General features: G+C 62.9%; 25 protein-coding genes and 2 pseudogenes. 18 read left to right on the forward strand and 9 right to left on the reverse strand.

From position 1 onward, the window contains the following. Positions 1-46: 46 nt before the first annotated feature. On the forward strand, positions 47-418 hold the full coding sequence (locus VMW12_00865; protein HUZ48270.1) for a hypothetical protein: 372 nt from the start codon (positions 47-49) through the stop codon (positions 416-418). Here the strand turns inward: VMW12_00865 and senB are convergent. Beyond that, complete coding sequence (gene senB, locus VMW12_00870; protein ID HUZ48271.1) at positions 415-1386, reverse strand: selenoneine biosynthesis selenosugar synthase SenB; 972 nt, start codon at positions 1384-1386, stop codon at positions 415-417. The two genes, VMW12_00865 and senB, sit on opposite strands and share 4 nt — an antisense overlap. Before the next feature lie 48 nt (positions 1387-1434). On the opposite strand from senB, the gene senA reads away from it, so the two are divergent. After that, positions 1435-2700 carry a selenoneine synthase SenA gene (gene senA, locus VMW12_00875; GenBank protein ID HUZ48272.1) on the forward strand — a complete coding sequence of 422 codons (1266 nt, stop codon included), beginning with the start codon at positions 1435-1437 and terminating at the stop codon, positions 2698-2700. A 115-nt stretch (positions 2701-2815) separates the two neighbouring features. Then, the gene (gene selD, locus VMW12_00880) at positions 2816-3799 is read left to right on the forward strand and encodes a selenide, water dikinase SelD (protein HUZ48273.1); all 984 of its coding nucleotides are present in this window, start codon (positions 2816-2818) and stop codon (positions 3797-3799) included. Here the strand turns inward: selD and VMW12_00885 are convergent. The 3 genes and pseudogenes from VMW12_00885 to VMW12_00895 form a co-directional block, all read right to left on the reverse strand. Further along, positions 3790-4461, reverse strand: a pseudogene (locus tag VMW12_00885) (permease). The gene selD and the pseudogene VMW12_00885 sit on opposite strands and share 10 nt — an antisense overlap. A 15-nt stretch (positions 4462-4476) precedes the next feature. Beyond that, entirely contained in the window at positions 4477-4869 is a 393-nt protein-coding gene (locus VMW12_00890; GenBank protein HUZ48274.1) for a hypothetical protein, read from the reverse strand. 512 nt (positions 4870-5381) lie between these two features. After that, positions 5382-6602: a beta-1,3-glucanase family protein gene (locus VMW12_00895; protein ID HUZ48275.1), complete on the reverse strand. Its 1221-nt coding sequence runs from the start codon at positions 6600-6602 to the stop codon at positions 5382-5384. 284 nt (positions 6603-6886) lie between these two features. Between VMW12_00895 and VMW12_00900 the strand changes: the two are divergent. Next, a pseudogene (locus VMW12_00900) lies at positions 6887-7195 on the forward strand (transposase). 124 nt (positions 7196-7319) lie between these two features. Here VMW12_00900 and VMW12_00905 read toward each other — a convergent pair. After that, positions 7320-8558 (reverse strand): NAD(P)/FAD-dependent oxidoreductase, encoded by a 1239-nt coding sequence (locus VMW12_00905; GenBank protein ID HUZ48276.1) that lies wholly within the window; start codon positions 8556-8558, stop codon positions 7320-7322. Positions 8559-8668: 110 nt separating this feature from the next. Here VMW12_00905 and VMW12_00910 point away from each other — a divergent pair, with 110 nt between their 5' ends. Together VMW12_00910 and VMW12_00915 are read left to right on the forward strand one after the other, a co-directional pair. After that, entirely contained in the window at positions 8669-8998 is a 330-nt protein-coding gene (locus VMW12_00910; GenBank protein ID HUZ48277.1) for a hypothetical protein, read from the forward strand. Next, positions 8995-9342, forward strand: a complete 348-nt coding sequence (locus tag VMW12_00915; protein HUZ48278.1) for a hypothetical protein — start codon at positions 8995-8997, stop codon at positions 9340-9342. The genes VMW12_00910 and VMW12_00915 overlap by 4 nt, the downstream gene beginning before the upstream one ends. A gap of 5 nt (positions 9343-9347) precedes the next feature. On the opposite strand, the gene VMW12_00920 is transcribed toward VMW12_00915, so the two are convergent. The 3 genes from VMW12_00920 to VMW12_00930 all read right to left on the reverse strand — a co-directional run bounded on the left by VMW12_00920 (position 9348) and on the right by VMW12_00930 (position 11986). After that, on the reverse strand, positions 9348-10508 hold the full coding sequence (locus VMW12_00920) for a M20 family metallopeptidase (protein ID HUZ48279.1): 1161 nt from the start codon (positions 10506-10508) through the stop codon (positions 9348-9350). 102 nt (positions 10509-10610) lie between these two features. Further along, positions 10611-11363, reverse strand: coding sequence for a TonB family protein (locus tag VMW12_00925; GenBank protein ID HUZ48280.1), 753 nt, complete (start codon positions 11361-11363; stop codon positions 10611-10613). A 254-nt stretch (positions 11364-11617) separates the two neighbouring features. Next, a complete protein-coding gene (locus VMW12_00930; protein HUZ48281.1) occupies positions 11618-11986 on the reverse strand; it encodes a hypothetical protein in 369 nt (122 codons plus the stop codon). A gap of 413 nt (positions 11987-12399) precedes the next feature. On the opposite strand from VMW12_00930, the gene VMW12_00935 reads away from it, so the two are divergent. The 7 genes from VMW12_00935 to VMW12_00965 all read left to right on the forward strand — a co-directional run bounded on the left by VMW12_00935 (position 12400) and on the right by VMW12_00965 (position 18784). Beyond that, complete coding sequence (locus tag VMW12_00935) at positions 12400-13353, forward strand: thiamine pyrophosphate-dependent dehydrogenase E1 component subunit alpha (protein ID HUZ48282.1); 954 nt, start codon at positions 12400-12402, stop codon at positions 13351-13353. 43 nt (positions 13354-13396) lie between these two features. After that, complete coding sequence (locus VMW12_00940) at positions 13397-14422, forward strand: thiamine pyrophosphate-dependent dehydrogenase E1 component subunit alpha (protein HUZ48283.1); 1026 nt, start codon at positions 13397-13399, stop codon at positions 14420-14422. Then, on the forward strand, positions 14413-15414 hold the full coding sequence (locus VMW12_00945) for an alpha-ketoacid dehydrogenase subunit beta (GenBank protein ID HUZ48284.1): 1002 nt from the start codon (positions 14413-14415) through the stop codon (positions 15412-15414). The genes VMW12_00940 and VMW12_00945 overlap by 10 nt, the downstream gene beginning before the upstream one ends. Further along, positions 15414-16778, forward strand: a complete 1365-nt coding sequence (locus VMW12_00950) for a dihydrolipoamide acetyltransferase family protein (GenBank protein HUZ48285.1) — start codon at positions 15414-15416, stop codon at positions 16776-16778. The genes VMW12_00945 and VMW12_00950 overlap by 1 nt, the downstream gene beginning before the upstream one ends. Before the next feature lie 99 nt (positions 16779-16877). Next, the gene (locus VMW12_00955) at positions 16878-17240 is read left to right on the forward strand and encodes a hypothetical protein (GenBank protein HUZ48286.1); all 363 of its coding nucleotides are present in this window, start codon (positions 16878-16880) and stop codon (positions 17238-17240) included. Further along, on the forward strand, positions 17241-18428 hold the full coding sequence (locus VMW12_00960) for an aminotransferase class I/II-fold pyridoxal phosphate-dependent enzyme (GenBank protein HUZ48287.1): 1188 nt from the start codon (positions 17241-17243) through the stop codon (positions 18426-18428). 77 nt (positions 18429-18505) lie between these two features. Further along, the gene (locus VMW12_00965; protein ID HUZ48288.1) at positions 18506-18784 is read left to right on the forward strand and encodes a hypothetical protein; all 279 of its coding nucleotides are present in this window, start codon (positions 18506-18508) and stop codon (positions 18782-18784) included. A gap of 19 nt (positions 18785-18803) precedes the next feature. On the opposite strand, the gene VMW12_00970 is transcribed toward VMW12_00965, so the two are convergent. After that, positions 18804-19670: a DUF4438 domain-containing protein gene (locus VMW12_00970; GenBank protein HUZ48289.1), complete on the reverse strand. Its 867-nt coding sequence runs from the start codon at positions 19668-19670 to the stop codon at positions 18804-18806. Between the two features lie 88 nt (positions 19671-19758). Here VMW12_00970 and queD point away from each other — a divergent pair, with 88 nt between their 5' ends. Genes queD through VMW12_00995 form a run of 5 tightly spaced genes read left to right on the forward strand, consistent with a single transcriptional unit; the run spans position 19759 to position 23405 of the window. After that, entirely contained in the window at positions 19759-20130 is a 372-nt protein-coding gene (gene queD / locus VMW12_00975; protein ID HUZ48290.1) for a 6-carboxytetrahydropterin synthase QueD, read from the forward strand. Positions 20131-20132: 2 nt separating this feature from the next. Continuing rightward, entirely contained in the window at positions 20133-20708 is a 576-nt protein-coding gene (locus VMW12_00980; protein HUZ48291.1) for a 7-carboxy-7-deazaguanine synthase QueE, read from the forward strand. A 1-nt stretch (position 20709) separates the two neighbouring features. Next, positions 20710-21315, forward strand: a complete 606-nt coding sequence (gene mqnB / locus VMW12_00985) for a futalosine hydrolase (protein ID HUZ48292.1) — start codon at positions 20710-20712, stop codon at positions 21313-21315. After that, positions 21312-22154 (forward strand): 1,4-dihydroxy-6-naphthoate synthase, encoded by an 843-nt coding sequence (locus VMW12_00990; protein ID HUZ48293.1) that lies wholly within the window; start codon positions 21312-21314, stop codon positions 22152-22154. Before mqnB ends, VMW12_00990 begins: the two co-directional genes overlap by 4 nt. A 15-nt stretch (positions 22155-22169) precedes the next feature. Next, the gene (locus tag VMW12_00995; GenBank protein ID HUZ48294.1) at positions 22170-23405 is read left to right on the forward strand and encodes a DUF1343 domain-containing protein; all 1236 of its coding nucleotides are present in this window, start codon (positions 22170-22172) and stop codon (positions 23403-23405) included.

Consider the following 23405-nt stretch of genomic DNA (forward strand, 5'->3'; position numbering starts at 1 on the left):
CGGCGCACCTCTTTCCACGATAGCCCCGCGTCGTGATAGGATGGGCATGATGAGCATGCAGCCCTGGGAGCCGCGCTTGGCCCGGTTGGAGGGGTCATTCGAACAGATCGACCACCGGCTGAGCGATCTGGCGCAAAACATCGAGGCGCGCTTCGCCCAGGTCGATCAACGGTTTGGACAGATCGATCAGCGATTCGGGCAGCTAGAGGCCCGCATCGACGGGCTCGATCGAAAGATCGATGGCGTTCGCGACGGGCTAACGGCGCAGCTCGACGGCGTTCGCGACGGGCTAACGGCGAAGATCGACGGCGTTCGCGACGGGCTAGCGGCGAAGATCGACGGCCTACAGTGGCGGATGACCGCGTTGATCGTCGGGACATGGATCACGACGATCCTTGCCGTGCTGTTCCACCGTTAAGAGGGCAGTTCGCGCAGGAGCGAGAGCCACAGACGACGCTCGCGCGCAGGGCGCACCAGCGCGGCCAGCGCACGAACGCGCCGCCGCAACGCGAGCGCGAATCGCGGGTCGCGCGCGAAGCGTTCGAGTAATGCCGCACACGCGGCGGTATCGCCTACGGGGTAATAGCCCGGATACGATGCGCCCAGGATCCCCCGATTCCCGGAGATATCCGAAGCGACAACCGGGACGCCGGCAGCGATCGCCTCGCTGAGCACGTTGGCACCTCCTTCCATGCGCGACGAGAGCACGAGCAGATCGCTCTGCCGCAGGATTCGCAGCGCGCGTGCGTGCGTGACCTCGCCGAGCCATCGGTACCGTGCATCGGCGCGCGCGATGCGCTCGGCGGCACTCGCAAAGCGCGGCTGCAGGGCCGCCCCGGCTTGAATGACGCGAATCGGTACGTCGCGCGATAGCCTCTGCAACGCATAAGCCGCGCGCAACGGGTCCTTCTCGTATCGCAGATGCCCGAGTACGCAGACCTTCAGTCCCGCGCGACGCGATACCGCGCCTGTCCGCGCGGGCGACGACTGCACGATCGCGCGCGCCTTCGCTCGGACGGCGCGCGGGAGATAGCCAATACCGTCCGGCTGGAGCGTAACGATCGCATGCGCGGCGCACATCGCGCGCTGCGCGAGCTTGCTGCTCGCGATGTCACGATACAGATCGGTCCCCGTCATCACCACGACGAGCGGACGGTCGGGGAAGGCGCGCGCAAACGCGAGGGCCGAACGAGCGCTCTTACGGGCGTGTAATGCCACCAACACGTCGCAGGCTTCTCCGCCCCAGCGCTCGCGCACGCGTACGCGCCAGCCCCCGGAGCGAAAAAAAGACGCGTAGCGAGCCGCGGTATGCGCGTTTCCGGTCCGCGCCGTGGCGGCCGTGGGAGCGATTATGACGATCGTTCGCGAATGCTTCCGTATGGTCACAGGCCGCAGATTCGCCCTACCGCACGTTCGCCCTCGGGGAAGAGACGGATGCTAGAGACCAAAGCAAGCTCGCCCATCGCCCAAGCCTTACGGGACGCCCGCGCGCGGACGCTCGCATACGTCGCGGATCTGCGTGACGAGCAGTACGTCGTCCCCATGCTCGACGTGATCAATCCGGTACTCTGGGAGCTGGGGCACGTCGGCTATTTCGCCGAGTTTTGGACGCTGCGTCAGTTGCGCGGACGCGCGCCGCTCATCGAGGGCGCCGACCGCCTCTACGATTCCGCCAAAATTCCGCACGACGATCGCTGGACGCTTCCACTCCCCACGCGCGAGCGAACGTTCGCGTTTTTGGCGCAGCAACTGGAAGAGATGCTGGAGCGATTACCGGCGACGGATCTTGCCGCAGCCGACGCATACCTCCACCAGCTCGCGCTCCATCACGAAGACATGCATGCGGAAGCGTTCGTCTATACGCGCCAGACACTCGGATATCCGCGTCCGGTCATGCCGTACCGCAGCATCGAACCTGCCGGCGGCCTCGAAGGCGATTGCGCGGTTCCGGGCGGCACGTATCGCATCGGCGCCCGTCCAAGCGACGGATTCGTGTTCGACAATGAAAAGTGGGAGCACGACGTTACGCTCGCGGCGTACGCCATCGCGCGCGCGCCGGTAACCAACCGCGAGTACGCGGCGTTCGTTGACGCACGCGGATACGAAACGCGGACGTACTGGAGCGATGAAGGCTGGGCGTGGCGCGAACGCGAGGCGGCCGAGCATCCGAAGTATTGGCGCCGTAACGACGGGGCTTGGGAGCGCTGCCACTTCGATCGCTGGAGCGCGCTACGCCCGAACGAACCCGTCGTGCACGTCAGTCTCTATGAAGCGCAGGCCTATTGCGCTTTCGCGGACCGGCGGCTGCCCACCGAGGCCGAGTGGGAGGTTGCCGCGACCGGGGGCACCCATCGCCGGTACCCGTGGGGTGAAGCGATGCCGGCGCCCGAGCGATGCAATCTCGACGCATGGTACGGCGACGTCGTGGACGTGGGTGCCTTCGAGAGCGGCGAGAGCCCGTTCGGCGCGCGCCAGATGATCGGGAACGTCTGGGAGTGGACGTCGAGCGCGTTCGGCCCATACCCGGGGTTCGCTCCGGATCCGTATCGCGAGTATTCCGAGCCGTGGTTCGGCAACCACTACGTCCTGCGCGGCGGCGCGTGGACCACGCGCGGGCGATTGGTGAGCACGCGGTGGAGAAATTTCTACCGTCCGCAACGCCGCGACATCATTACGGGGTTTCGGACGTGCGCGCGATAATAGCACGCCAGCCCATTCCCGCGGCACGAGAGCCGAAAGGACGCTGCATCACGTGACCAAAGCCGATATCCTCCGTTTGACGCACCTCTCCGCTTGCGCGGGTTGAGCTGCCAAAATGGACGCCGACGTCCTCGCGCAGGTTCTGCGCGGCTTACCACCCATCGACGATCCCAACGTCCTGGTCGGCACATCGACGGCCGACGACGCAGGCGTCTACCGCGTGAACGAGGCGCTCGCGCTCGTGCAGACGGTCGATTTCTTCACGCCGATCGTCGACGACCCATACACGTTCGGCGCCATCGCCGCGGCGAATGCGCTCTCGGATGTCTACGCGATGGGCGGCACGCCGGTCACGGCGCTGGCGATCGTCGGGTTCCCCGAGGATCAGGATCCGGCGGTTCTGCATGAGATTCTTCGCGGCGGAGCCGAGAAGGCGCGCGAAGCCGGCATCCACGTCATCGGTGGCCACACGGTCAAGGATGCGGAACCGAAATACGGACTCTCGGTTACCGGTTTGATCCACCCCGAGCGGATCATCCGCAATTCGAGCGCGCAAGCCGGCGACATCCTCTTTCTCACCAAAGCCATCGGCACCGGAATCCTCACGACCGCGCGCCGCCGGGATGCCATCGACGACGCGGCGATGGTGGAAGCGATCGTTTCGATGTCGGCGCTCAATCGCGCGGCCGCCGAGGCGATGGACGGCTGCGACGTGCATGCGGCAACCGACGTCACGGGGTTCGGATTGATCGGTCACTTGCGCGAGATGCTCGATGGAGCCGGCGTGGGCGCGGATATCGATGCCGACGCGATTCCGTTCTTCCAAGGCGTGCTCGCACTCGCCCAGGACGGCGTCGTGCCGGGCGGCACGCGCACGAACCTGAGGCAGGCGCTCGCGAACGGCGTAGCGTTCGACGATCGCATCGACGAGAGCCTACGGCTGGTGCTCTGCGACGCGCAGACCTCGGGAGGTTTGCTCGTGGCGGTTGCGGCCGAACACGCCGAACGCTACGCGGCTCGCGCACGCGAGCTGGGCGTGGCGATCGTGGCGCGCATCGGCATCACGACCGCCACGACCGGCCTACGCGTTCACGCGTGAAACCCGGGAATCACCGAGACGATCAACCCCGCGAGTAATCCGGCCAGCACCACCGCCCCGGCGGCCATCGCCAGCACGCGTTTCGGAAACGCGCTGCGTACGATGTAGAGCGAAGGCAGGCTAATCGCGGGAAGCGTCACGAGCAGCACGGCCGCCGGCGCGACGCCCAGGCCGAAGCCCATTAACGTCTGCACGATCGGCACCTCGCCCGCCGTTGGAATGACGAAGAGCGTGCCGACGATCGCGAGCGCGATCAGCACCAAGATACTCCCGCCCGCAAGCGTGAGCCCCGGATGGAAGAGCCACGTGCGCGCGGCGCCGAGCAGCAGCACGATCACGACGTATCCGGGAACGATCGTATAGATCTCCCACCAGAGCAGGCGCAACCAGTCAACGAGAAGATCGAGCCCGCCCTTGCGCCCATCTTCGATCGGCGCGTCGTCTACTTCCACGTCAACCGGATCTTTGACCAAACGATTCGCCAGCGTCGCCGCGCCGAATACCAAAACGATGCCGACTAGCAAACGCACCAACATGAGTTGCCATCCGACGACGGCCGCGATGAACACCATCACCGCCGGATTAAGGGTGGGGCTACCGAGAAGAACCGCGAGCGCCGAGCCCGCCGATGCGCGCTGTTTGCGAAGGCCCACTGCCAGTGGACCGGTGCAGCACGTTCACATCATCCCGCCGAGCGAGAGCGTCCCGGCAATGGCGATGGAACGAAAATCTCGCCCGGAGAACAGCTTGTGAATCCAACGGCGCGGAACCAACACTTGAATGGTGGCGCCGAGCACGAGCGCCAACGCCAGCGCCTGCCAAATCGCGTTATAGTACGCGAGCGCATACTGCCATGCAGCCGCGAAGCTCGCCGCCGGCGGCGCGGCGGACTTGCCCGAAACGATCGACGCACCGATCGAATGATGCGTGAGCGCAAGCAGGCTCTTAGCATAATACGGGAGCCACTTCACATAGAGCAAGCCGAGTACGAGCGTGAACGCGAAGATCGCAAACCCGGCGATCAACCGCCCGTGGTTCACGCCCTCGCGTTCGGTCGCCGTTGAAGTCATCGACATCGAGTACCTCCACGAACAAAGGGTAGGATATGCATCCCAACCCGTCCGGTTCGCAGAGGGTGGCAGGGGTCCCGCGCCCGTGCGTGTAGCCGTTGGCTGAAGAGCGCTGGCGGGCTACGCCGGGGAGACTATACAAGGGTCACCAAACGTCCGGGCGCCATGAAAGGGCCGAACGCGCTTTAACGACGCTTTGTCTTCTAATAAGACACAGGATAAAAATTAGGCCAACCTATAAAACGTAGCCCTTAGTTTGACGGTGTACCGGAATTGGGCCCTGGCCCACTTCTCAGAAGGCCCTCCATCGTTTTCTTTTCGCGGCATTTTGGAAGCAGCAATCGTCTCCCGCGGCGTGGACCGTCTTTTAGCAAGCACTCAGCTCGCTAGGCCGCGATGTGAGCTCCTGACGATTTCGATGAAGCGCGCGTTTTCCACTGGATCGTTTCGGGGTGGATCTCATGGGCACCACGGGCATCGCGGCAGCGCAGCCGGTCGCCTCCGCAAACGGTCTACGAGGGATTAATTGTGATCGTCATTTGCGTTGTGCCGGAGCTGGTCGTGTCGGTTGAGGTGCCGCAGAGGTCATCATAGGGGTATCCGTATGCGGCTCCTTGGTTAACACCGGTTGAATACCCGTAGTTAAATGCTACAGCGTGTAGGGCAGCAGCGAACTGATTCTCATATGGGGCAACCGTTGGGCCGGGGAAGCGGCCGGTACAGACCGGCTGAACGGTGAGCGGCGCGCCAGGGCTCGGCGCCGAGGCCGGTTGCATCACGCCGCTATTGAGCGCGCCGCTCAACCGGTTGCCAACCGCTGGCCCAAGGGCTGGATATTGCGTGGACGGCGTGGTGAAGTCACCGAACACGCCGTCCTGCGCGAACATCTGCTCGGTTACCGTTGTTGACGGGTTACTCGCGGCGTACGTCGCGGGGCTCTTAATCGTCCCCACAAGCGTGCTCGACGTATTCTGCAAGCTGTAAAAGTCGAAGTTCCCGAGTGTATCGACGGTTCCGTACAGCGGGGCGTTGTATCCCGCGGCCGACAAACTAGCAGCGGTTATCTCCATCCAGGTGCCGCCCTTGTACGCATTCCATGCCGTCATGATGGCGGAATCGAGAAAGGATGGCGGTGTTAGCGGTGTTAAATGCTGCGGATTCAGGATATGATACGGCATTTCGCCGGTAAGTGGGCTCCACGACGCGCCTAGCCCGTCGACCGACGATTGGAGCGCCGAAATGGCACCACTCTTTAAGCCGATGGTTTGTGTGCCGCCCGAGCCGGTCGCGCTCACCTCAAGCGCTAAGCCAATGGCATCCACCTGGCTTAGGTCGAAGTTTATAAGCCCCGGAGCCGCTGATGCATACTCGATGTCGTCGAAGTACACGCCTTGCGATCCATCGTTGTTCCAGGGTGCAGGTGCTGATGGTCCAGCGCTGGAGCCGGCGGGGACAGTAAAAATCGAGTTGAGCGCCGTTCCACTCGCAACATATATGCGCGCCCCCTTCAACTGAGGCAGGAAGACCGTCTCCGAATTTCCCGTACCGCCCGACCAGGCGATCGGAATGACCGAAGAACCTCCCGTCAACGGGTATATTGAACCATCGGCCTTGACGCCTTCGTAGGGAGTGTTGCCCGATCCGTTCTGCTGTCCGTAAATGTACACTCGAATGCTGCTCGACGTGACGGCCGGGTTGTTGTTGACGATCGTCGCAGCGATGGTTCCAGGCACGCCGGTGGGCTGCGCTGACGGCGAGGCGGAGGGGCTGGCCGACGGGCTGGTCGACGGGCTGGTCGATGGCCCCGGTGCTGGCAACGAAGGAGCTACGACGTTTCCTCCGCCGCACCCGGCAATAGCGATTGCAGTAAACGCTAGGATCGGGAAAAGGAAACGCCGCATCGCTCTCACCTCATGTGCTCCTACGATTAGAAGCGCGCACTTCTCAAGAACTGCGAAAGACCCCTGCGGTGTAGTGTAAAGATTAGCTATCGTCCTGGTATGATTTGTACATGAGCATGCGCGGGCAAATGACGTTAGCGACAACCGGGTTCGAGCGGCATTCGAAGGTGACTCGGCGCGAGAAGTTTTTGCGAAAGATGGATCGCATTGTTCCCTGGAAGCGCTTGCGACAGATCGTCAAACCGTTCTATTTCAAGGGCGATGGCGTCGGACGCCGCCCCATCGAACTGGAGCGCATGCTCCGTATCTATTTTCTTCAATAGTGGTTCAACCTCAGCAATCCGGGAGTGGAAGAAGCGCTCTACGACATGCTCTCGATGCGCGCATTCGCGCATATCGATTTGAGCGAAGCCGGTGTGCCCGACTAAACGACCGCAGCGACCACGAACGGAGTAGATGATTTCGCACGAAGCGAAATCCGCGCGCGTCCCCGGAAAACCGGCATAGCCCGCCAGGCTTTTTAGACCACTACACGCGGCCGGACAGCCCTCAAGCGGTCCAGTCGAGCAATGCGTCCCACTCGGGCTTCGGGTAGTGCTCTTTGGCTTTGATGGCTTCGACGTACTTGCGTTTGCCGGCGCGATTGCCCTTACCGAGCATCAGGCCGCCGACCAAACGATCCTGCCAGAAGTAGAGCGCGCGATACCACTGCTTCTCCGCGTCGATTTTGTAGGCGGTCTCGATCTCGGGCTGCAGATCGGGCGAGAGGCCGAATTGCGTGATCGTCTGCCCTTTGAAAAGCAGCGATGAATACTCGGGGACGTCGTGATACTTCTGGCTGCCACCCATCATGTTGAGGGCGACGACTTTGCCGTGCGCGCCCGCATTGTTCCACGTGCCCATGCGATAGCGCATCTCCAATATCGGGTCGAAGAAATCGGCGATGTCGCCGGCGGCATAGATACCCGGTATGCTGGTTTCGAGTTCGTCGTTGCAGACGATGCCGTTCTTGCTCGTTTCGATTCCGGCCGCTTGCGCTAACTCGACGTTCATGGTGAGGCCGAAGCCGACGCCGTAGCAGTCGGCCTCGATTTCGAGGCCGCTCTTCGTGCGGACTTTGGTTGCCACGCCGTTCGAGCGGACGAAGCCCTCAACTTCCTCGCCGTAGTGCATGTGGACGCCGTCGGCTTTCGCCGCCGCATCGACGTAAGCGCCCGCAGCTTCGTCGAGCATGCGATGGAGGAAGCGCGGGCCGCGAATGAGCCAATGCGTCTCGACCTTGCGGGTGGAAAACGCTTCGGCGAGTTCGTAGGCGATGTACGATCCGCCGATTGCGACCGCGATCTTCGCGGTCTCCAAGTGTTCTGAGATCGCGCGCGTGTCGTCGAGATATTGAAAGTTGAAGAGATTGTGCGCTCCCTCGCTACCTGGAGCGCCGATCGGGTTCGGACGCCCGCCGGTGGCGATCAACAGGGCGTCGTAGGGATACGAAGCGCCGTTCGCGATAACGACGCGCTCTTCGGGAACGATGCGTTCGACCGGCGTGCGCAGTTTGAGCGCGATGCCGTGCTCCTCGTGCCATGCTTCGGTGCGCATCATGACCTTGGCTTCGGGAATCTGTTTGCGCAACATGGGCGGTAAGGAGATGCGGTTGTACAGCGGGTAGGGCTCGTCGCCGAAAAGCGTGATCTCGCAGGTGGGATCGTGCTTGCGTAATTGCTCCGCGGCCGTCGTCCCGGCAAAGCCGTTCCCGACGATCACATATCGGCGGACCTGTGTATCTAGCACCGCGGGCTCCTTTTCGCATACGATATGCGAGGCTCATTCGTTATGCTCGTTAGGTAGGCGGGATTCGCCCGCCGGCCCTGCAACAGGAGGGTATTCTGGACGTTCGGCTCGTGCAGCTCATGGCCTCATTCATCGGCGCGCGCAATCAATACACGCTGGTCAGGCTGGAGTTTGCCATGAAGTACGCCGAAGTTCCCGCGCCGCCGCCGATCGCCCGCCTCGGCGAGCCCTCCGAACGCGCTCTCTCGCAAGAATGGCCGGCGATCGAGGAGCAGCTCGAAAAGGCGCTGGCCTACGCGAAACGATTGGAGCGCGAGCGCGGTAAGAAGTTCGTAAACGACCCGGCTACCCAATGGCTCCTGCGGAGCGTGCGCGAAATGGACCAACTCAACCGCGCGATCCGCTGGGTGCTCACCGTCACCCAAAGCGAGGATGTATGAACGACGACGTCATGCGTAAGGTCATGGAACAAGCCAAGGACCTGCAGCAAAAAGTGACCGAGGCGATGGCCAAAGGCCAGGAGCAAGCCCAGCCGTATATGGAGCAGGCCATGAAGCAGGCCGACACGTTGCGCCAGACGCTCCTGACCCAAGCCCGCGATAGTGCCGACAGCACCCACGAGCAGACGAACAAGGCGCTCGATCAACTCGATGCTGCGCTCAAATCCGGCAGCGAGGCGCTCAAGGCGCAAGCCAACGCTGCCAAGCCGCTCTTCGACACCTTCTTGCGCAGCGCGCGAGAAGCCGTCGACCACGTTTCGAAAACGTTCGACAACAAGCCGTAGCGAGGCTAGCCGTGGAGCGCTAGGCCGACCATCATGCCGTAGCCGATTTCGAGCGCGCGCTCGTCGATGTCGTAGCGCGGGCTGTGCTGCGGCTCGTGCCCAATTTCGGGTCCTCGCACGCCGACGACGAAATATGCTCCCGGGCGCTCCTGTTGCATGTACGACATGTCCTCGGACCACATCATCAGGTCGTGCGGATCGACCACGTTCCGTTCGCCGACGAGTTTCGCTCCGACCGCGCGCACCACATCGTTCATCGCCGGATCGTTGACCGTCGGCGGATAGCCCCAGAGATACTCCAGTTCGTAATCCAAGCGCAGCGCGTCGCACAGCCCTTCGACGATGCGCTCGATGCTCTGTGGAATCTGGGCTCGCACCTCGGGATCGAAGCAACGCACGGTTCCGAGCATATCCGCATAATCGGGAATGACGTTAAACGTCGTTCCCGACGAGAGCTTGCCGACCGTGACGACGATCGGATCCTTGGGCGCATATTCACGGCTAGGAATCGTCTGTAGCAACGTCACCAGTTGCGCGGCACCGACGATCGGATCGACGGAGAGCTGCGGCATCGCGCCGTGGCCGCCGCGGCCTTTGAGCAGAATCGAGAAGCGATCCGAGGCCGCGAAGAACGCCCCGTCGCGTACCCCGACCTTGCCCGCTTCGAGCCCGCTATAGAGATGCAACGCAAAGGTCCGGTCAACGTGCGGATTTTCGAGCGCGCCGTCGTCGATCATCAGCTTGTTGCCGGCCGGCCCTTCTTCGGCCGGCTGAAAGCAGAACACGATCGTCCCGCGCACTTGCGCGCGCATCTGCATCAAATCGCGAGCGGCGACGAGCAGCATCGCCATGTGGCCGTCGTGCCCGCACGCGTGCATCACCCCGGCTCGGGTGGAGCGATACGGGACGTCGTTGGTCTCATCCATCGGCAGCGCATCCATATCGGCCCGCAACAATGTGACGGGGCCCGGGAGGCCGCCATGGAGCGTTGCCAGGATGCCGGTCTGCCCGACGCCCGTCCGCAACTCGTCGTAGCCGAAACTGCGCAGTTCGCGCTCGATATACGCGGCGGTCGCGTGCTCTTCCAGCGAGAGTTCGGGATGGGCGTGGAAGTGCCGGCGATACCGGACCAAATCAGCCACCGGCGCCTGCAATACAGCGGTCATCGAGCCGCAGTTCAACGAACGGTCAGCACCCTCCGCCCTTGCGGTCGCCGGCGAGAGAGCGCCTCGCATCGCGAGCGCTGGATCTCGCGATACTTGAGATGCTCAACGCATATTGAAGTCGAGCCGAAAGAGATAGAAGCCGGCCGCTGCGCTGCAAAATGAGCGACCTGCTTTATAGCTGCTTTTACGCACGGCTTTCAGCGCCGCCTCATCGAATTCGCGATAGCCCGATGGGGAATACACCCACGCATCGTCCAGCTTATCGTCGGCACCCACCGCAATCTCCACAAGCACGACGCCCCGATAGCGATCGTCTTGCATCGCGAGCGGAACGTCCGGCTGGGCGTAATGCGTCGCAACCGCGCCTAAGAACGGCTCTTTGCAGTCAAGCGGTCCGGGGACGCCCGCGATAGCGGCGGTCGCCACAGCGGCGTTCGGCCCCGGAGGCGCTTGCAATGCGTGTTTCGCGTCGATATCGGTATCTGGATTTATATGCAAGGGATTGTTCGCCATGCCGATACCGGCCGGAGCTTGGCAGGTCACGTCGCCCCTCGCATCCCAACCGAAAATTTGATCGCCGCTACTTTGCGCATCGCCCACATACATGTATTGCACCATAACGGGATGCGCGAAGCGCACGTATAGCACCGGCGACCGAAACACCGAGCGCGTGTACGCCGAGGTCCTACCGCGCATGTGCAGCGTTTGCTGCGTCAACGCAACCGAAGGAAACGCGGCTGTAAACCAACCGTCGCTCGTCTTAATGGTAACGTTGCCGCGAGCCGACCGAGCGCTGAAAGCCGCCAACCGATACGCGTAGAGACTCGACGGCGCACTCGCCCCGGAATCGGGCACGGCATACCCCTGCACGCGGGTCGGACAATACTCAGCGTAAGCAGACGCGTGGCCGCAAGTGAGCCATAGACATGCGGATAGCGCAATGAAAGCAACCGTTGTTGTTCTTCTCAAGCTAAGCCCTCGTACATAATCGGCGCAAAAGGTAATAGCAGCAGGGAATCGTCTGTAAAAACGCGCTGCTGCGGGAAAACTGCAGTTCGCAGCAAACGCTATTAAGCTTACAAATCCGACGGGCGCCCGGAGGCACACACTCATCCGGGCGGCACATATGCCTTAAAAACGATCGTGTCGACTGCGGGGCGCCAGGATCCGATCATTGCCATCGGATTGGTCGAAGCCTTTTCCAGAAAATATAACAGCCCACTTTTCCCAAAAAGCAGAAAACTTCCACGATTGCCTCGTTCGAAGAACTCCGCTTCCGCTAAAAGCCTGGAGTGCTCGACCGAGTGCGGAGCCGGCTGAACCAGATCGTGAAAGACAAATCTCAAATCGTGACACGGACCCTCTTCCACCACGCGACATGCCTCAAGCTGCTTGAGGTAAAATTCATTTCCGGCAAAATCAAGCGAACAAAGCCTAACCAAAACCTCGTACTCGTAGGGCGTAAGCTTGCGACCCACCGTAGGACTAAGGGCCTCCAACAACGATGTAGACGCTCCCTATTGCTGCAGAGAATCGGCTTAAACGCACTTTACCTCTCACCCTCGCAAGGTTAAAAATCCAGCAATTTTTGATCACTTGCCAAAAAAGGACGTACTTAGACGATAGTAACGCAGTAACTTTCGCCCAAACCCACTACGCAGTTATTACCAGCGCGAGAAGCCTCCTGCCTGTTAGCTTCAACCGCTTAGGAGGGTCGTGCGTTAGCGCCCCCCGCATTCGTACTGCTGCCTCGCGGTGCCGATGCCAATCCCTTCGCGCAGGATTTCGGGCTCGCGGCGGGCGAGTACGATGCGTTGTGGCTTCCAAAAACAAATCCCGCGAAGTGACGCGATTCGAGCGTCATGGGCTCGGCGACGAGCAACTGGTCGCGATGCTGCGCACGATGGTGATGCAGCGTACCCTCGAGAACCGCGGCTTTCAACTCAACCGCCAGGGCAAGATTCCGTTCGCATCGGCGAGCGAGGGGCATGAGGCAGTGCAGGCCGGCGCCGCGCTTGCCTTCGAGCGCGGCAAAGACGTCTACGTTCCCTACTATCGCGATCTCGGCTTGAACCTGGGGATCGGCCTGACGCCGTACGAGGTGCTGCTCTCGCTCTTCGCGCGCAAGGACGACCACAGCGCGGGGCGGCAGTTCCCGCACCACTACGGGAGCAAACGCCTGGGGTTGTACACGATCAGCTCGATCATCGCCGCCCAGATTCCGCATGCCGTCGGCGCTGCGTACGCGATGAAGTACCGCAAAGAAGATCGCGCCGTACTCGTCACCTTCGGCGACGGCTCGACCAGCGAAGGCGAATGGCACGAGTCGCTCAATTTTGCCGCCGCCCATCGCCTGCCGATCGTTTTTCTGTGCGAGAACAACCAATGGGCGATCTCGACCCCGCTCGCCAAGCAAATGGCTCAGCCAGACGTCGCGGCCCGCGCCGCCGGCTACGGGATGCCCGGGGTTATCGTGGACGGCATGGATCCGGTCGCTTGCTATGCCGCCGTGAAGGCGGCCCTCGATCGGGCCCGCACGGGCGGCGGCCCGACCCTGGTCGAGGCCAAGTGCTATCGGTTCCTCTCCCACACCACCGACGACGACGACCGGACCTATCGTTCGCGCGAGGAGGTCGAGGAGCAGCGCAAGCGCGATCCGGTTCCCGTCTTCGAGCGCACCCTGATCGAGGCGGGCGTCCTCACCGCGGAAAGCGCCGATGCCTTGAAGCGTTCGGTGCTGGCCGAGGCGAACGATGCTACAGACCGGGCGGAGGCGATGCCCTACCCGGCCACGGAAGATCTCTATACCAACGTGTACGCGGACGCGTGGCAGCCTTGGCGCTAGCCGCGCTATCCTAGCGCCCTCTTCATCTTAACAGGACCGATTCATGGCGAAAACCGAGACCAAGGCGACGAGCCTCGAGCGTCACGGGCTGACCGACGAGCAATTGCGGCAGATATTCCGCAACATGCTCATGCAGCGGCAGCTCGATAACCGTGGCTTTCAACTCAACCGTCAGGGCAAAGTGCCGTTCGCGCTAGGCAGCGAAGGGCACGAAGCCCTACAGGCGGGCGCGGCGATGGCATTTCATCGCGGCAAAGATATCCTCGCCCCTTATTACCGCGATCTTGGGCTGGCTCTGGGCATCGGGCTCACGCCGTACGAGATTCTGCTCTCGCTCTTCGCGCGCGCGGCCGATCACAACGGCGGGCGTCAATTTCCGAATCACTACTCGTCCAAGGCCGCCGGGCTGATGTCGTTCTCGTCGATTCTGGCGGCGCACATCCCGCACGCCGTCGGCGCGGCGTATGCGATCAAGTATCGCAAAGAGGCCGAACGCGCGGTGCTGGTGACGTGCGGCGACGGAACCACGAGCGAAGGCGAATGGCATGAATCCATGAATTTCGCGGCGGTTCACAAGTTGCCGCTCGTGATGCTGGTTGAAAACAACGAGTGGGCGATCTCGACGCCGCTCCACAAGCAGATGGCGCAACCGGAGATCTGGAAGCGCGCGGCCGGCTACGGTATGCCGGGTAAGCGCTTCAACGGATTCGACCCGATCGCCACGTACGGCGCGGTGAACGAAGCGCTCGAACGCGCGCGCTCCGGCGGCGGCCCGACGTTGCTCGAAGGCACCTGTTATCGCTATCTCGCGCACTCGACCGACGACAACGACATGACGTATCGCACCAAAGAAGAGGTCACCGAACATCGTAAGGACGATCCGGTGCCGCAGTTCGAGCGATTGCTCCTGGACGCGCGCGTGATGTCGATGGCGGATGTCGACGCGATGAAGAAAGACGTCCTTCGCGAGACGAACGACGCGACCGATCGTGCGGAAGCCATGCCCTACCCGGCAGCCTCCGATCTCTATACGCACCTCTACGAAGGAGCCTGGCAACCGTGGCAGTGACAACCTCATCGAAAGTCCTCAACAACGTCGAAGCGGTGCGCGAGACGCTCTACGAAGCCATGAAGGCCGACGACCGCACGATCATCTTGGGTGAAGATGTCGGCAACCGCGGCAACGTGTTCCTCATCACCAAGGACTTCATCAACGAATTCGGGCCGGAGCGCGTCATCGATACGCCGATCGCAGAAGCTTCGATCGTCGGCATCGCGGTGGGTATGGCGATGGAAGGGCTACGCCCGATCGCCGAGATTCAATTCGCCGACTTCATCTATCCGGCGTTCAACCAAATCGTCGGCGAGGCAGCCAAAACGCGCTATCGCAGCAACGGCGAGTACACGTGTCCGCTCGTGATTCGCACGCCGTACGGCGGCGGCGTTCGCGGTGCGCTTTCGCACTCGGTCTCGATCGAAGCGCTGTTCTATCACGTTCCCGGCCTAAAGATCGTCGCGCCGGCGTTTCCCGCCGACGTCAAAGGCTTGCTGAACGCGGCAATCGACGATCCCGATCCGGTGCTGTTCCTCGAGCATAAGAAAACCTATCGTCTCATCAAGGGCGAGGTTCCGGACGGCCACTACACGATTCCGCTCGGCAAAGCGAACGTTGTCAAAGAAGGCACGCAACTAACCGTGGTTTCGTATGGCCTCTACGTCCATTGGGCGCTCGAAGCGGCGCAGCAGTTGCAGAGCGAAGGCCTCTCGGTTGAAGTGGTCGATCTGCGTTCGATTCGTCCGATGGACAAAGCGACGATCTTGAGCAGCGTGGAGAAAACCCGCAAGCTGCTCATCATTCACGAGGACAATAAATTCGGCGGCATCGGCGCGGAGATTTCCGCGATGGTTGCCGAGGAAGCGCTCTTCCATCTCGACGCGCCGATCCGTCGCCATTGCGCGCCGGACGTGCCCGCAATGGGCTACGCGCTCCCGCTCGAGGAAGAGTATATGTCTTCGCCGGCCGAGATGGCGCAAGCGATGCGAGAAATGGTGAAATTCTAATGGCCACAACGATCACGATGCCGCAACTCGGCGAGACGGTAACCGAAGGGACCGTCGCGCAGTGGCTCAAGAAAGTCGGCGACAGCGTCGAAAAATACGAAGCCTTTGTCGAAGTCTCCACCGACAAGGTGAATGCCGAAGTGCCCTCGCCGGTTACCGGCGTCATCACGCAGATGCTCGTTAAAGAAGGTGAAACGGTTCCAACCGGCGCGCCGATCGCGATCATCGATGAAGTCGGTGCCGCGAGCGGCACCAACGCCGCAGGAACCGAACCGACGCAACAGGTTGCAAACGCTGCCGGTGCGCCCGCCGCCCCCGCTGCCGTCGCGCCCGCACACTCCGGGAACGGTTCGAGCAACGGGCAGCGCAATGCGACCGATGCCAACGCCGACGCGGCATTACGTTCGGCATCGCCCGCGGTACGCAAGCTCGCGCGCGAGCATCACATCGATATCCGTACCCTGAGCGGGTCGGGAGCGAACGGACGCGTCACCGCCGACGACGTGCTCACGGCCTCGCGCATGGGGCCCGCCGCCGCGGTCGGCCAGGCGATCGGCGTCGGGACCAACTTCGGTGCGACCGGTGCTCCGGCCGCGATGCCGGGCGCACCTTCGAAACCGCCTGCAGCGCCTCCCGCCTCGGGAACGTCAACCTACGCCGACCCGATTCCGGGAACGTTGATTCCGCTCAATCAGGCGCGACGCATCATCGCCGAGCGCATGGTCGAATCCAAGCACACGGCCCCGCACGCGTGGTCGATGGTCGAGATCGACGTGACGAATGTGTGGAAATGGCGCACGCGCGAGAAAGATCGCTTCGAACGTGAGACCGGCTACAAGCTCACGCTGTTGCCCTTCTTCATGCGAGCGGTCGTTGAATCGCTGGCCGCATTCCCGCTGATGAATGCCAAGTTCACACCCGAAGGGCTATATGTGAACAAGGACGTCAACATCGGCATTGCAATCGGACTTTCCACGAACTTGGTCGTACCCGTCATCAAAAATGCCGACAAACTCTCCGTTAAGGGTTTGGCGATTGCGGCGGGCGAGTTGATCGATAAAGCGCGTCGCAACAAGCTCGGCGTCGACGATCTCTCGGGCGGCACGTTCACCGTCAATAACAACGGCGCCAACGGCAGTTGGGCTTCCGCACCGATCATCAATGCGGGCCAGGCCGGCATCGTGACGATGGAGACGGTCGTCAAGAAACCCGTGGTTCGCGAAGACGATGCGATCGCGATCCGTCAGATGATGAATTCGTGCCTCTCGCTCGACCACCGCGTCGTTGACGGCTATGTCGCAAGCGGATTCCTCGCCGATCTCAAAAAACGCCTCGAACGCATGGGGCCCGACGGCGCATTGTAGCGCCCCATCGCCCCCATACGCTATCGAAGAGCGGCCGATACCATCGGCCGCTCTTCGGTTATCAAGGAGGTCGGCAACACCGGGCGCGAAAGGGCCACCATGGACGAACGATCCTACACGCACGTCGCCCGTATCTTGAATGCCTACGGGGTATGGACAAGTTGGTGTAGCGTCTTCCTCACGGAAGCGGGATTTAAATTAATCGGCATGCCGCATTTGGAGCGCTCGCTGCGCAGTTGCGGCTGGACGGGAAAAAGTCTCACCTTGCACACCGATATCGACGTCGGCGCCGGCTTTGGCTACGGCAATATTTTAGTTGACGAATCGACCCTCGGCGACCACGCCGACCGCTGGCTCAAAGCCGCGCAGGACCACGTGACCGAGCGCCACATGAGCTACGTGAACGAAGGCAAGCGCACGCTCTGTACGCCCACCCCCAAAACCCCGCGGATCACCCTTTAAGTGTACCCGGAGCGCGAGTTCGCGATCGAAACGCGGCTCTTGCACGCCGATCGCTCGCAGTCCGACGGCTCGAGTGTAGCGCCGCCGATCTACCAAACCTCCACCTTTACCTTTGACAGCCCGCAGGCGATGGCGCTCGGCGCCCAGACGCCGCAGCATCCCGGCTTCTACACGCGGCATGGTAACCCGAATCACGCGCAGGTGGCCGCGGTTCTGGCCGCCGTCGAGGGGGGCGAAGCCGCGCTGGTGGCGAGCTCGGGCATGGGAGTGATCTCCGCTACGGCCGTCGCGCTCCTGCAATCCGGCGACCACGTCGTCGCGCAACGCATGCTCTACGCGGGAACGCGCACGCTGATGACCGACCTGCTGCCCCGCTACGGGGTCGAGGTGACGTTCGTCGATCAGCACGATGCGGCGGCATTCGCTGCTGCGATGCGCCCGAATACGCGATTCATCTGGATGGAGAGCCCGAGCAATCCGCTCTTGGGCATCACCGACATCGCGCGCGTCGTCGAAATCGCGCGCTCCGCCGGCGCCCTAACCGTCATCGACAATACCATCGCGAGCCCGATCAACCAGCGACCGCTGGAACTCGGCGCCGACATCGTCGTCCACAGCGCGACAAAATATCTGGGGGGACACTCCGATTTAATCGCAGGCGCGGCGATCGGTTCGAAAGCGCTAATCGATCGCATTTGGAAGACGCACATCGTCCTAGGCGCAACCCTCGCGCCCTTCGAAGCCTGGCTGCTGTTACGCGGATTGCGCACGCTCGATTTGCGGATGGAGCGCCATAACGCGAACGGCCAAGCCGTTGCGGCGTTTCTCGCAGGCCACGCGCGCGTGCGTCGCGTCTATTACCCCGGCCTCGCAACCCACCCGAATCACGATGTCGCCGCCCGGCAGATGCGTGGCTTCGGCGGGCTGCTCAGCTTCGAAATCGACGGCGATTTCGACGACGCTCGGCGCGTCGTCGAGCGGCTTCGCCTCATACGCAACGCCGTGAGCCTAGGCGGGGTCGAGTCGCTGATCGCGCAACCCGCGGCGATGTGGCCGAACATCGGCGCCGCCGAAACCGCGGCGGCGGCCGCGATGGGCGTCATGCCCTCGCTGCTGCGCCTCTCGGTAGGGATCGAAAACGTCGGCGATGTGCTCGCCGATCTCGAATCGGCGCTCTCCGCGCTCTAGCTCGGGCCTAGCGAACCGGCGCCTCTGCGGGAATGTGCGGGTACCGGCCCGCGCACCGGCCGTGATAGGATGGAAGCATGAGCGCACAGCCCTTGGAGATCCGTATGGCGCACCTCGAAGGGGCCTACGAACAGATCGCCGAGCGCCTGACCGGGATCGATCGGCGCCTGGATTCGTTCGAGCACAAAATGGAGGCCCGCTTCACCCAGATCGATGGGCGATTCGGCCAAATCGAAAGCCGTTTTATTCAAATCGACGGCCGGTTCGCTCAAATCGACCGGAAATTCATGTGGCTCATCGGGTTGGGCGCCACCGCGTGGGTATCCACCATGCTCGCCGTTCTTCTGCACCGATAGGCCCGACCCGGGCACGAAGCTAGCGCAGGCCTAAGATCGTGGCGAGGTTGGCGGCCGCGTCGATTTCGATATCGATCGCACCAATCGATGAGGTGAGGAGCGTCGTAACGCCGGGCCCGTGGCCGGCAACGTAGGAGCCGCCGTGCACGACGACGCCGACCGAGATCGCGCCGGTGCGGTAGATGCGCCCAAACGAGTTGTCGGCATCGATAATCGCAACGAGGTCGCCGAGCCGCAACTCGCGCAAACCATATCGTTCGGCCATCGTGTCGTCGAACGTTTGAATATCGTAGTCACCGCGCACCACCGTTGCGCGACCAAGCCCCGATCCCATCACCGCAGCCGGAACGGTCCTCGCCACACGCGCGCGGATGCGTCCATCGCGCACGGCAAGGCCCCAAGCTTCAAGAAAATCCGGATCGGCATTGAACGCTTTGACATCCGGCGCGTCGAGCAATTCCAAACCGACCCCGCATCCCCACACTTGAATGCGGTCGCCGATGGCCATCGCGCGCATCACTTCCGGCGTAAAATCGATGATGACGTGCTCCACGCCGCCGTGCTTGCCCGTAACGCGCCCGGCCGCGCCCTTGGCTTCGCCGGAGATGACCCGCGCTTCGTTGCCGACGCATGAGAGCACGTTGAACGCCGTGTTGGCGCGGTCGTCGGGGTTGCGGGCGCTCACACCCGGCTCGATATGGTCGGCCCGAAACGCGAAGGCTCCGTCGCCCACGCGCACATTGGGGTTAATCCCGCCGACGCTGGCGACGATCAGCGGCTCGCCCTCGAAGCTGACGTCGTAGAGCCCGGTATTGATCAGGGCGGGGGCAGCCTCGCCAACCACGGCGGTGATGGGTAGTCGGTCGCGATTGGTTCGTATGGGCACAATGGCTCTTTTCCGACGGATGTCGCAGTGGCGCCTGGGTGGCCGGACTCTGCCCTCCCGGGCGCGAATCCGCTTCGGCGTCTTCCCCATGCAGATTCGCAAGCACTTCCGCTTTGAAGCGGCACACGTACTTCCGTACCATTCCGGCAAATGCGCCCGAATGCATGGGCACTCATACCGCCTGGAGGTCGCCGTGCGCGGCCCGCTCCAGAGCCAGGGGCCTGCCCGGGGCATGATCGAGGACTTCGATACCATCAAGCGAGTCGTCCACGAGCACGTGATCGACGCCCTCGATCACCAAACGCTCAACGATCTCATCGAAAACCCGACCGCCGAGCACATCGCGATGTGGATATGGAAACGGCTCGACCCGGCGTTGCCGGGGCTGGATGAGTTGGTGCTGTGGGAGACGGCCAATAGTTGCGCGGTCTTGCGCCGCAGCGATTTCGTCGCACCGTAGCCATGCTGCAACTCGCGGAGATCTTCTACAGCATCCAAGGTGAAGGCACGTGGGCCGGAACGCCGGCCGTCTTCGTGCGCCTCGCGGGATGCAATCTGGCGTGTTCGTTCTGCGATACCGATTACGCGCTCAAGTTTTTTGCAAGCGTGGAGGACGTGGTTCGAATGGTCGGTGAGGCCGGCGCCGGCTGCCCGATGGTCATTCTCACCGGCGGCGAGCCCCTCGCGCAAACGCAGACCGGAGCGTTAATCGCGGCGCTGCAGAGCGACGGCCGGCGCGTTCACATCGAATCGAACGGCACGCTCTTCGCGGATTTACCGAGCGACGTCTGGTTGTGCGTCTCACCCAAAGAACGCGTCGATCCGCGCATGGCCGCACGCGCGAATGAAGCGAAGCTCATCGTTGACGGGCGCGTGCCCGAGGAACATCTCCCGCTCTTCGCCGGCAAAGCGACGATTCTGCTGCAACCGGAAGGCAACAAACCCGCCAATATCGAGTTGGCGCTGGCTTACGCCAAAGCACATCCGCAACGCTTCCGGCTCTCGTTGCAAACCCACAAATTCATCGGCGTTCGATAACGTGCTGTTAATCGTGTGCGCGGTCGCCAAAGAGCTGGCATGGTTTGCGCCCCCAAGCGGCGCCGAAGTGCTCGTCTGCGGCGTCGGCCCGGTCGAAGCGGCCGCCCGCGTCGCGCGAGCGTTGGCGCACGGCCGCTACACGACGGTCGTCAACGCGGGGATCGCCGGCTCATTTCCGGGCGTCGCACCCGTCGGGCAGGGCGTCGTCGTCGCGCACGAATCGCTCGAACTCGATATCGAAACCGGCGAGCCGCTCGCCCTGCCGCACGGCGAGCGTACCATCCACCGAGCCGATTCCGACCCCTCGCTGGTAGCGATGCTGGTCGAGTGCGGCATACCGGCAGTGCGAGGAATCACCGTCGCGCGCGTAACGGCCACCGACGCAACCGCGGCGCGTCTGGCGGCCCTGGGGGCGCAGGTTGAAAGCATGGAGGGGTTTGCCGTGCTGCGGGCCGCCGAGATCGCGGGGGTTCCGGCCGTTGAAATCCGCGGCATCTCGAATATCGTCGGAGACCGCGCGCGCAGCGAGTGGAACTTCGATGCGGGCATCGCGGGTTTACGCAGAGCGATGCACGCTTTTCTTGCGCCGTCGGAAGCGCCGCGATGACCGCCGCGTCTCCACTCACGCTCGCCTATTCGCCCTGCCCGAACGATACGTACATCTTCGCCGCACTCACCAACGGGCTGCTGGAAAGCGCTCCCGCGGTTCGCGTCCATTTTGCCGATATCGAAGAGCTCAATAACGACGCGCTGCAAGGCACGTTCGAACTGACGAAAGTCAGTTACGGCGCAATTCCGTGGCTGATGGATCGCTACCGCATCCTGCGTGCCGGAGGTGCACTCGGGCGCGGATGTGGGCCGCTCGTGGTAACGCGCCCCGGCTTCGCACCCGATCTCGAGTCGCTCCGCGACGCCCACTTCGCGATTCCCGGCGAACGAACGACCGCATTCATGCTGCTCCAGCTCGCGCTCGGCGCGCGTCCGCGCGCCACGCAGATGCGATTCGATCGGATCATCCCGGCGATCGCCGCCGGCGAGATCGACGCGGGGCTGATCATTCACGAATCGCGATTCACCTACGCGGACGCCGGGCTGGCCCGCGTCGCGGACCTCGGCGCGTGGTGGGAGCGTACGACGGGACGTCCGATACCGCTCGGGGCGATTCTCGTGCGCAACGATCTCCCTCGCGATCGAGCGCTCGAGGTACATCGGGCGATCGAACGAAGCCTCGCTTTCGCGCGAAATAACGAAGCGCAGATCATGCCCTTCATTCGCGAGCACGCGTTCGAGATGAGCGACGCGGTCATGCGCGCCCACATCGACCTGTACGTCAACGCGTATAGCGCAGATATCGGAGACGACGGCATCGCGGCCGTGCACGAGTTGTTCGGGCGAGCGCGCGAGGCCGGTATTCTCCCCGCGGCGACGGAACCGGCCTTCGTCTAGGCGAAGCCCGGTTCCATGCAGAGAGGACGCTTTCTTCGCGGGGTAGGCTCGTTCGGCGCAGCGGTCGGGGCGTCGGCCGCCGGCCTGCGGGCGCAGCCGCTTCCGCCGGCCACCATCACGCTTGGTGACGAAGTCTTTCTGCAAACGGCGTGGCGCGAACTCGCCGGGGCGCGGATCGGCGTCATCACCAATCAGAGCGGCGTCACCTCGCGGCTCGAATCCATCGTCGATGCGATCCGCGCGAACCCGCGCATCCATTTGCGGGCGATTTACGCCCCCGAGCACGGGTTTCGCGGCGACCGAACGGCGGGAGCGTACGTCGGTTCGTACACCGATCCGCAGACGAAACTTCCGGTCTACAGCCTCTACGGCGCGCAACGCCATCCGTCGCCCGCAATTCTGCGAGACGTGGACGTCTTGCTCTACGACATTCAAGACGTCGGCTCGCGCGCGTATACGTTTATTTCGACGATGGCGTACGCGATGCAGAGTGCGAAGCGCGCCGGCAAGGCCTTCTGGGTGTTGGACCGTCCGAATCCGGTCGGCGGCATCGTCGTCGAAGGGCCCGTGCTGCAACCTGCGTTTGCCTCCTTCATCGGGCTCTACCCGATCGCGATGCGCCACGGCATGACCGTCGGCGAGCTCGCCAAGCTCTTCAACGAACACTTCGGCATCGGTGCCGATCTGCACGTCGTGCCGATGCGCGGTTGGCATCGCTCGACGATCTGGCCGCAGACCGGCCTGCAATGGGTACAGACCTCGCCCAACATTCCGGAATGGCGCACCGCATTCGTCTACCTGTGTACCGGGCTGATCGATAATGCGGGCGTCAACAACGGCGTCTATTTCACCAAGCCGTTTTTCTACGCCGGAGGACTCGGCGTCGACGGCACCGCGCTGGCCGCGCGATTGAACGCGCGCGATCTGCCCGGCGTGTGGTTTCGCCCGGCGGCCTGGTCGCCGGTGGCGGGCTTCTGGAAGGACAAAGAACTTTCGGGAGTGGAGCTGGACGTCTTCGAACCCGCGCGCTTTCTGGCCGTGCGCACGGCGGTCGAACTGTTGGTGGCGGTACGCGACATCGCTCCGCATCTCATTCGCATTCGGGCGGCCGACCTCGACCGCGACTGGGGAACCAACGAACTGCGCATAGCACTGGAACGCGGCGATAACGCCGATGCGATCCTCGCGCAATGGGATCGGCCCACCACGCAATTTCGCACCCTGCGCTCGAAGTATCTGCTCTACACCTAG

It is taken from the genome of Candidatus Dormiibacterota bacterium (genome assembly GCA_035532835.1).
Lineage (GTDB): Bacteria > Vulcanimicrobiota > Vulcanimicrobiia > Vulcanimicrobiales > Vulcanimicrobiaceae > DAHUXY01.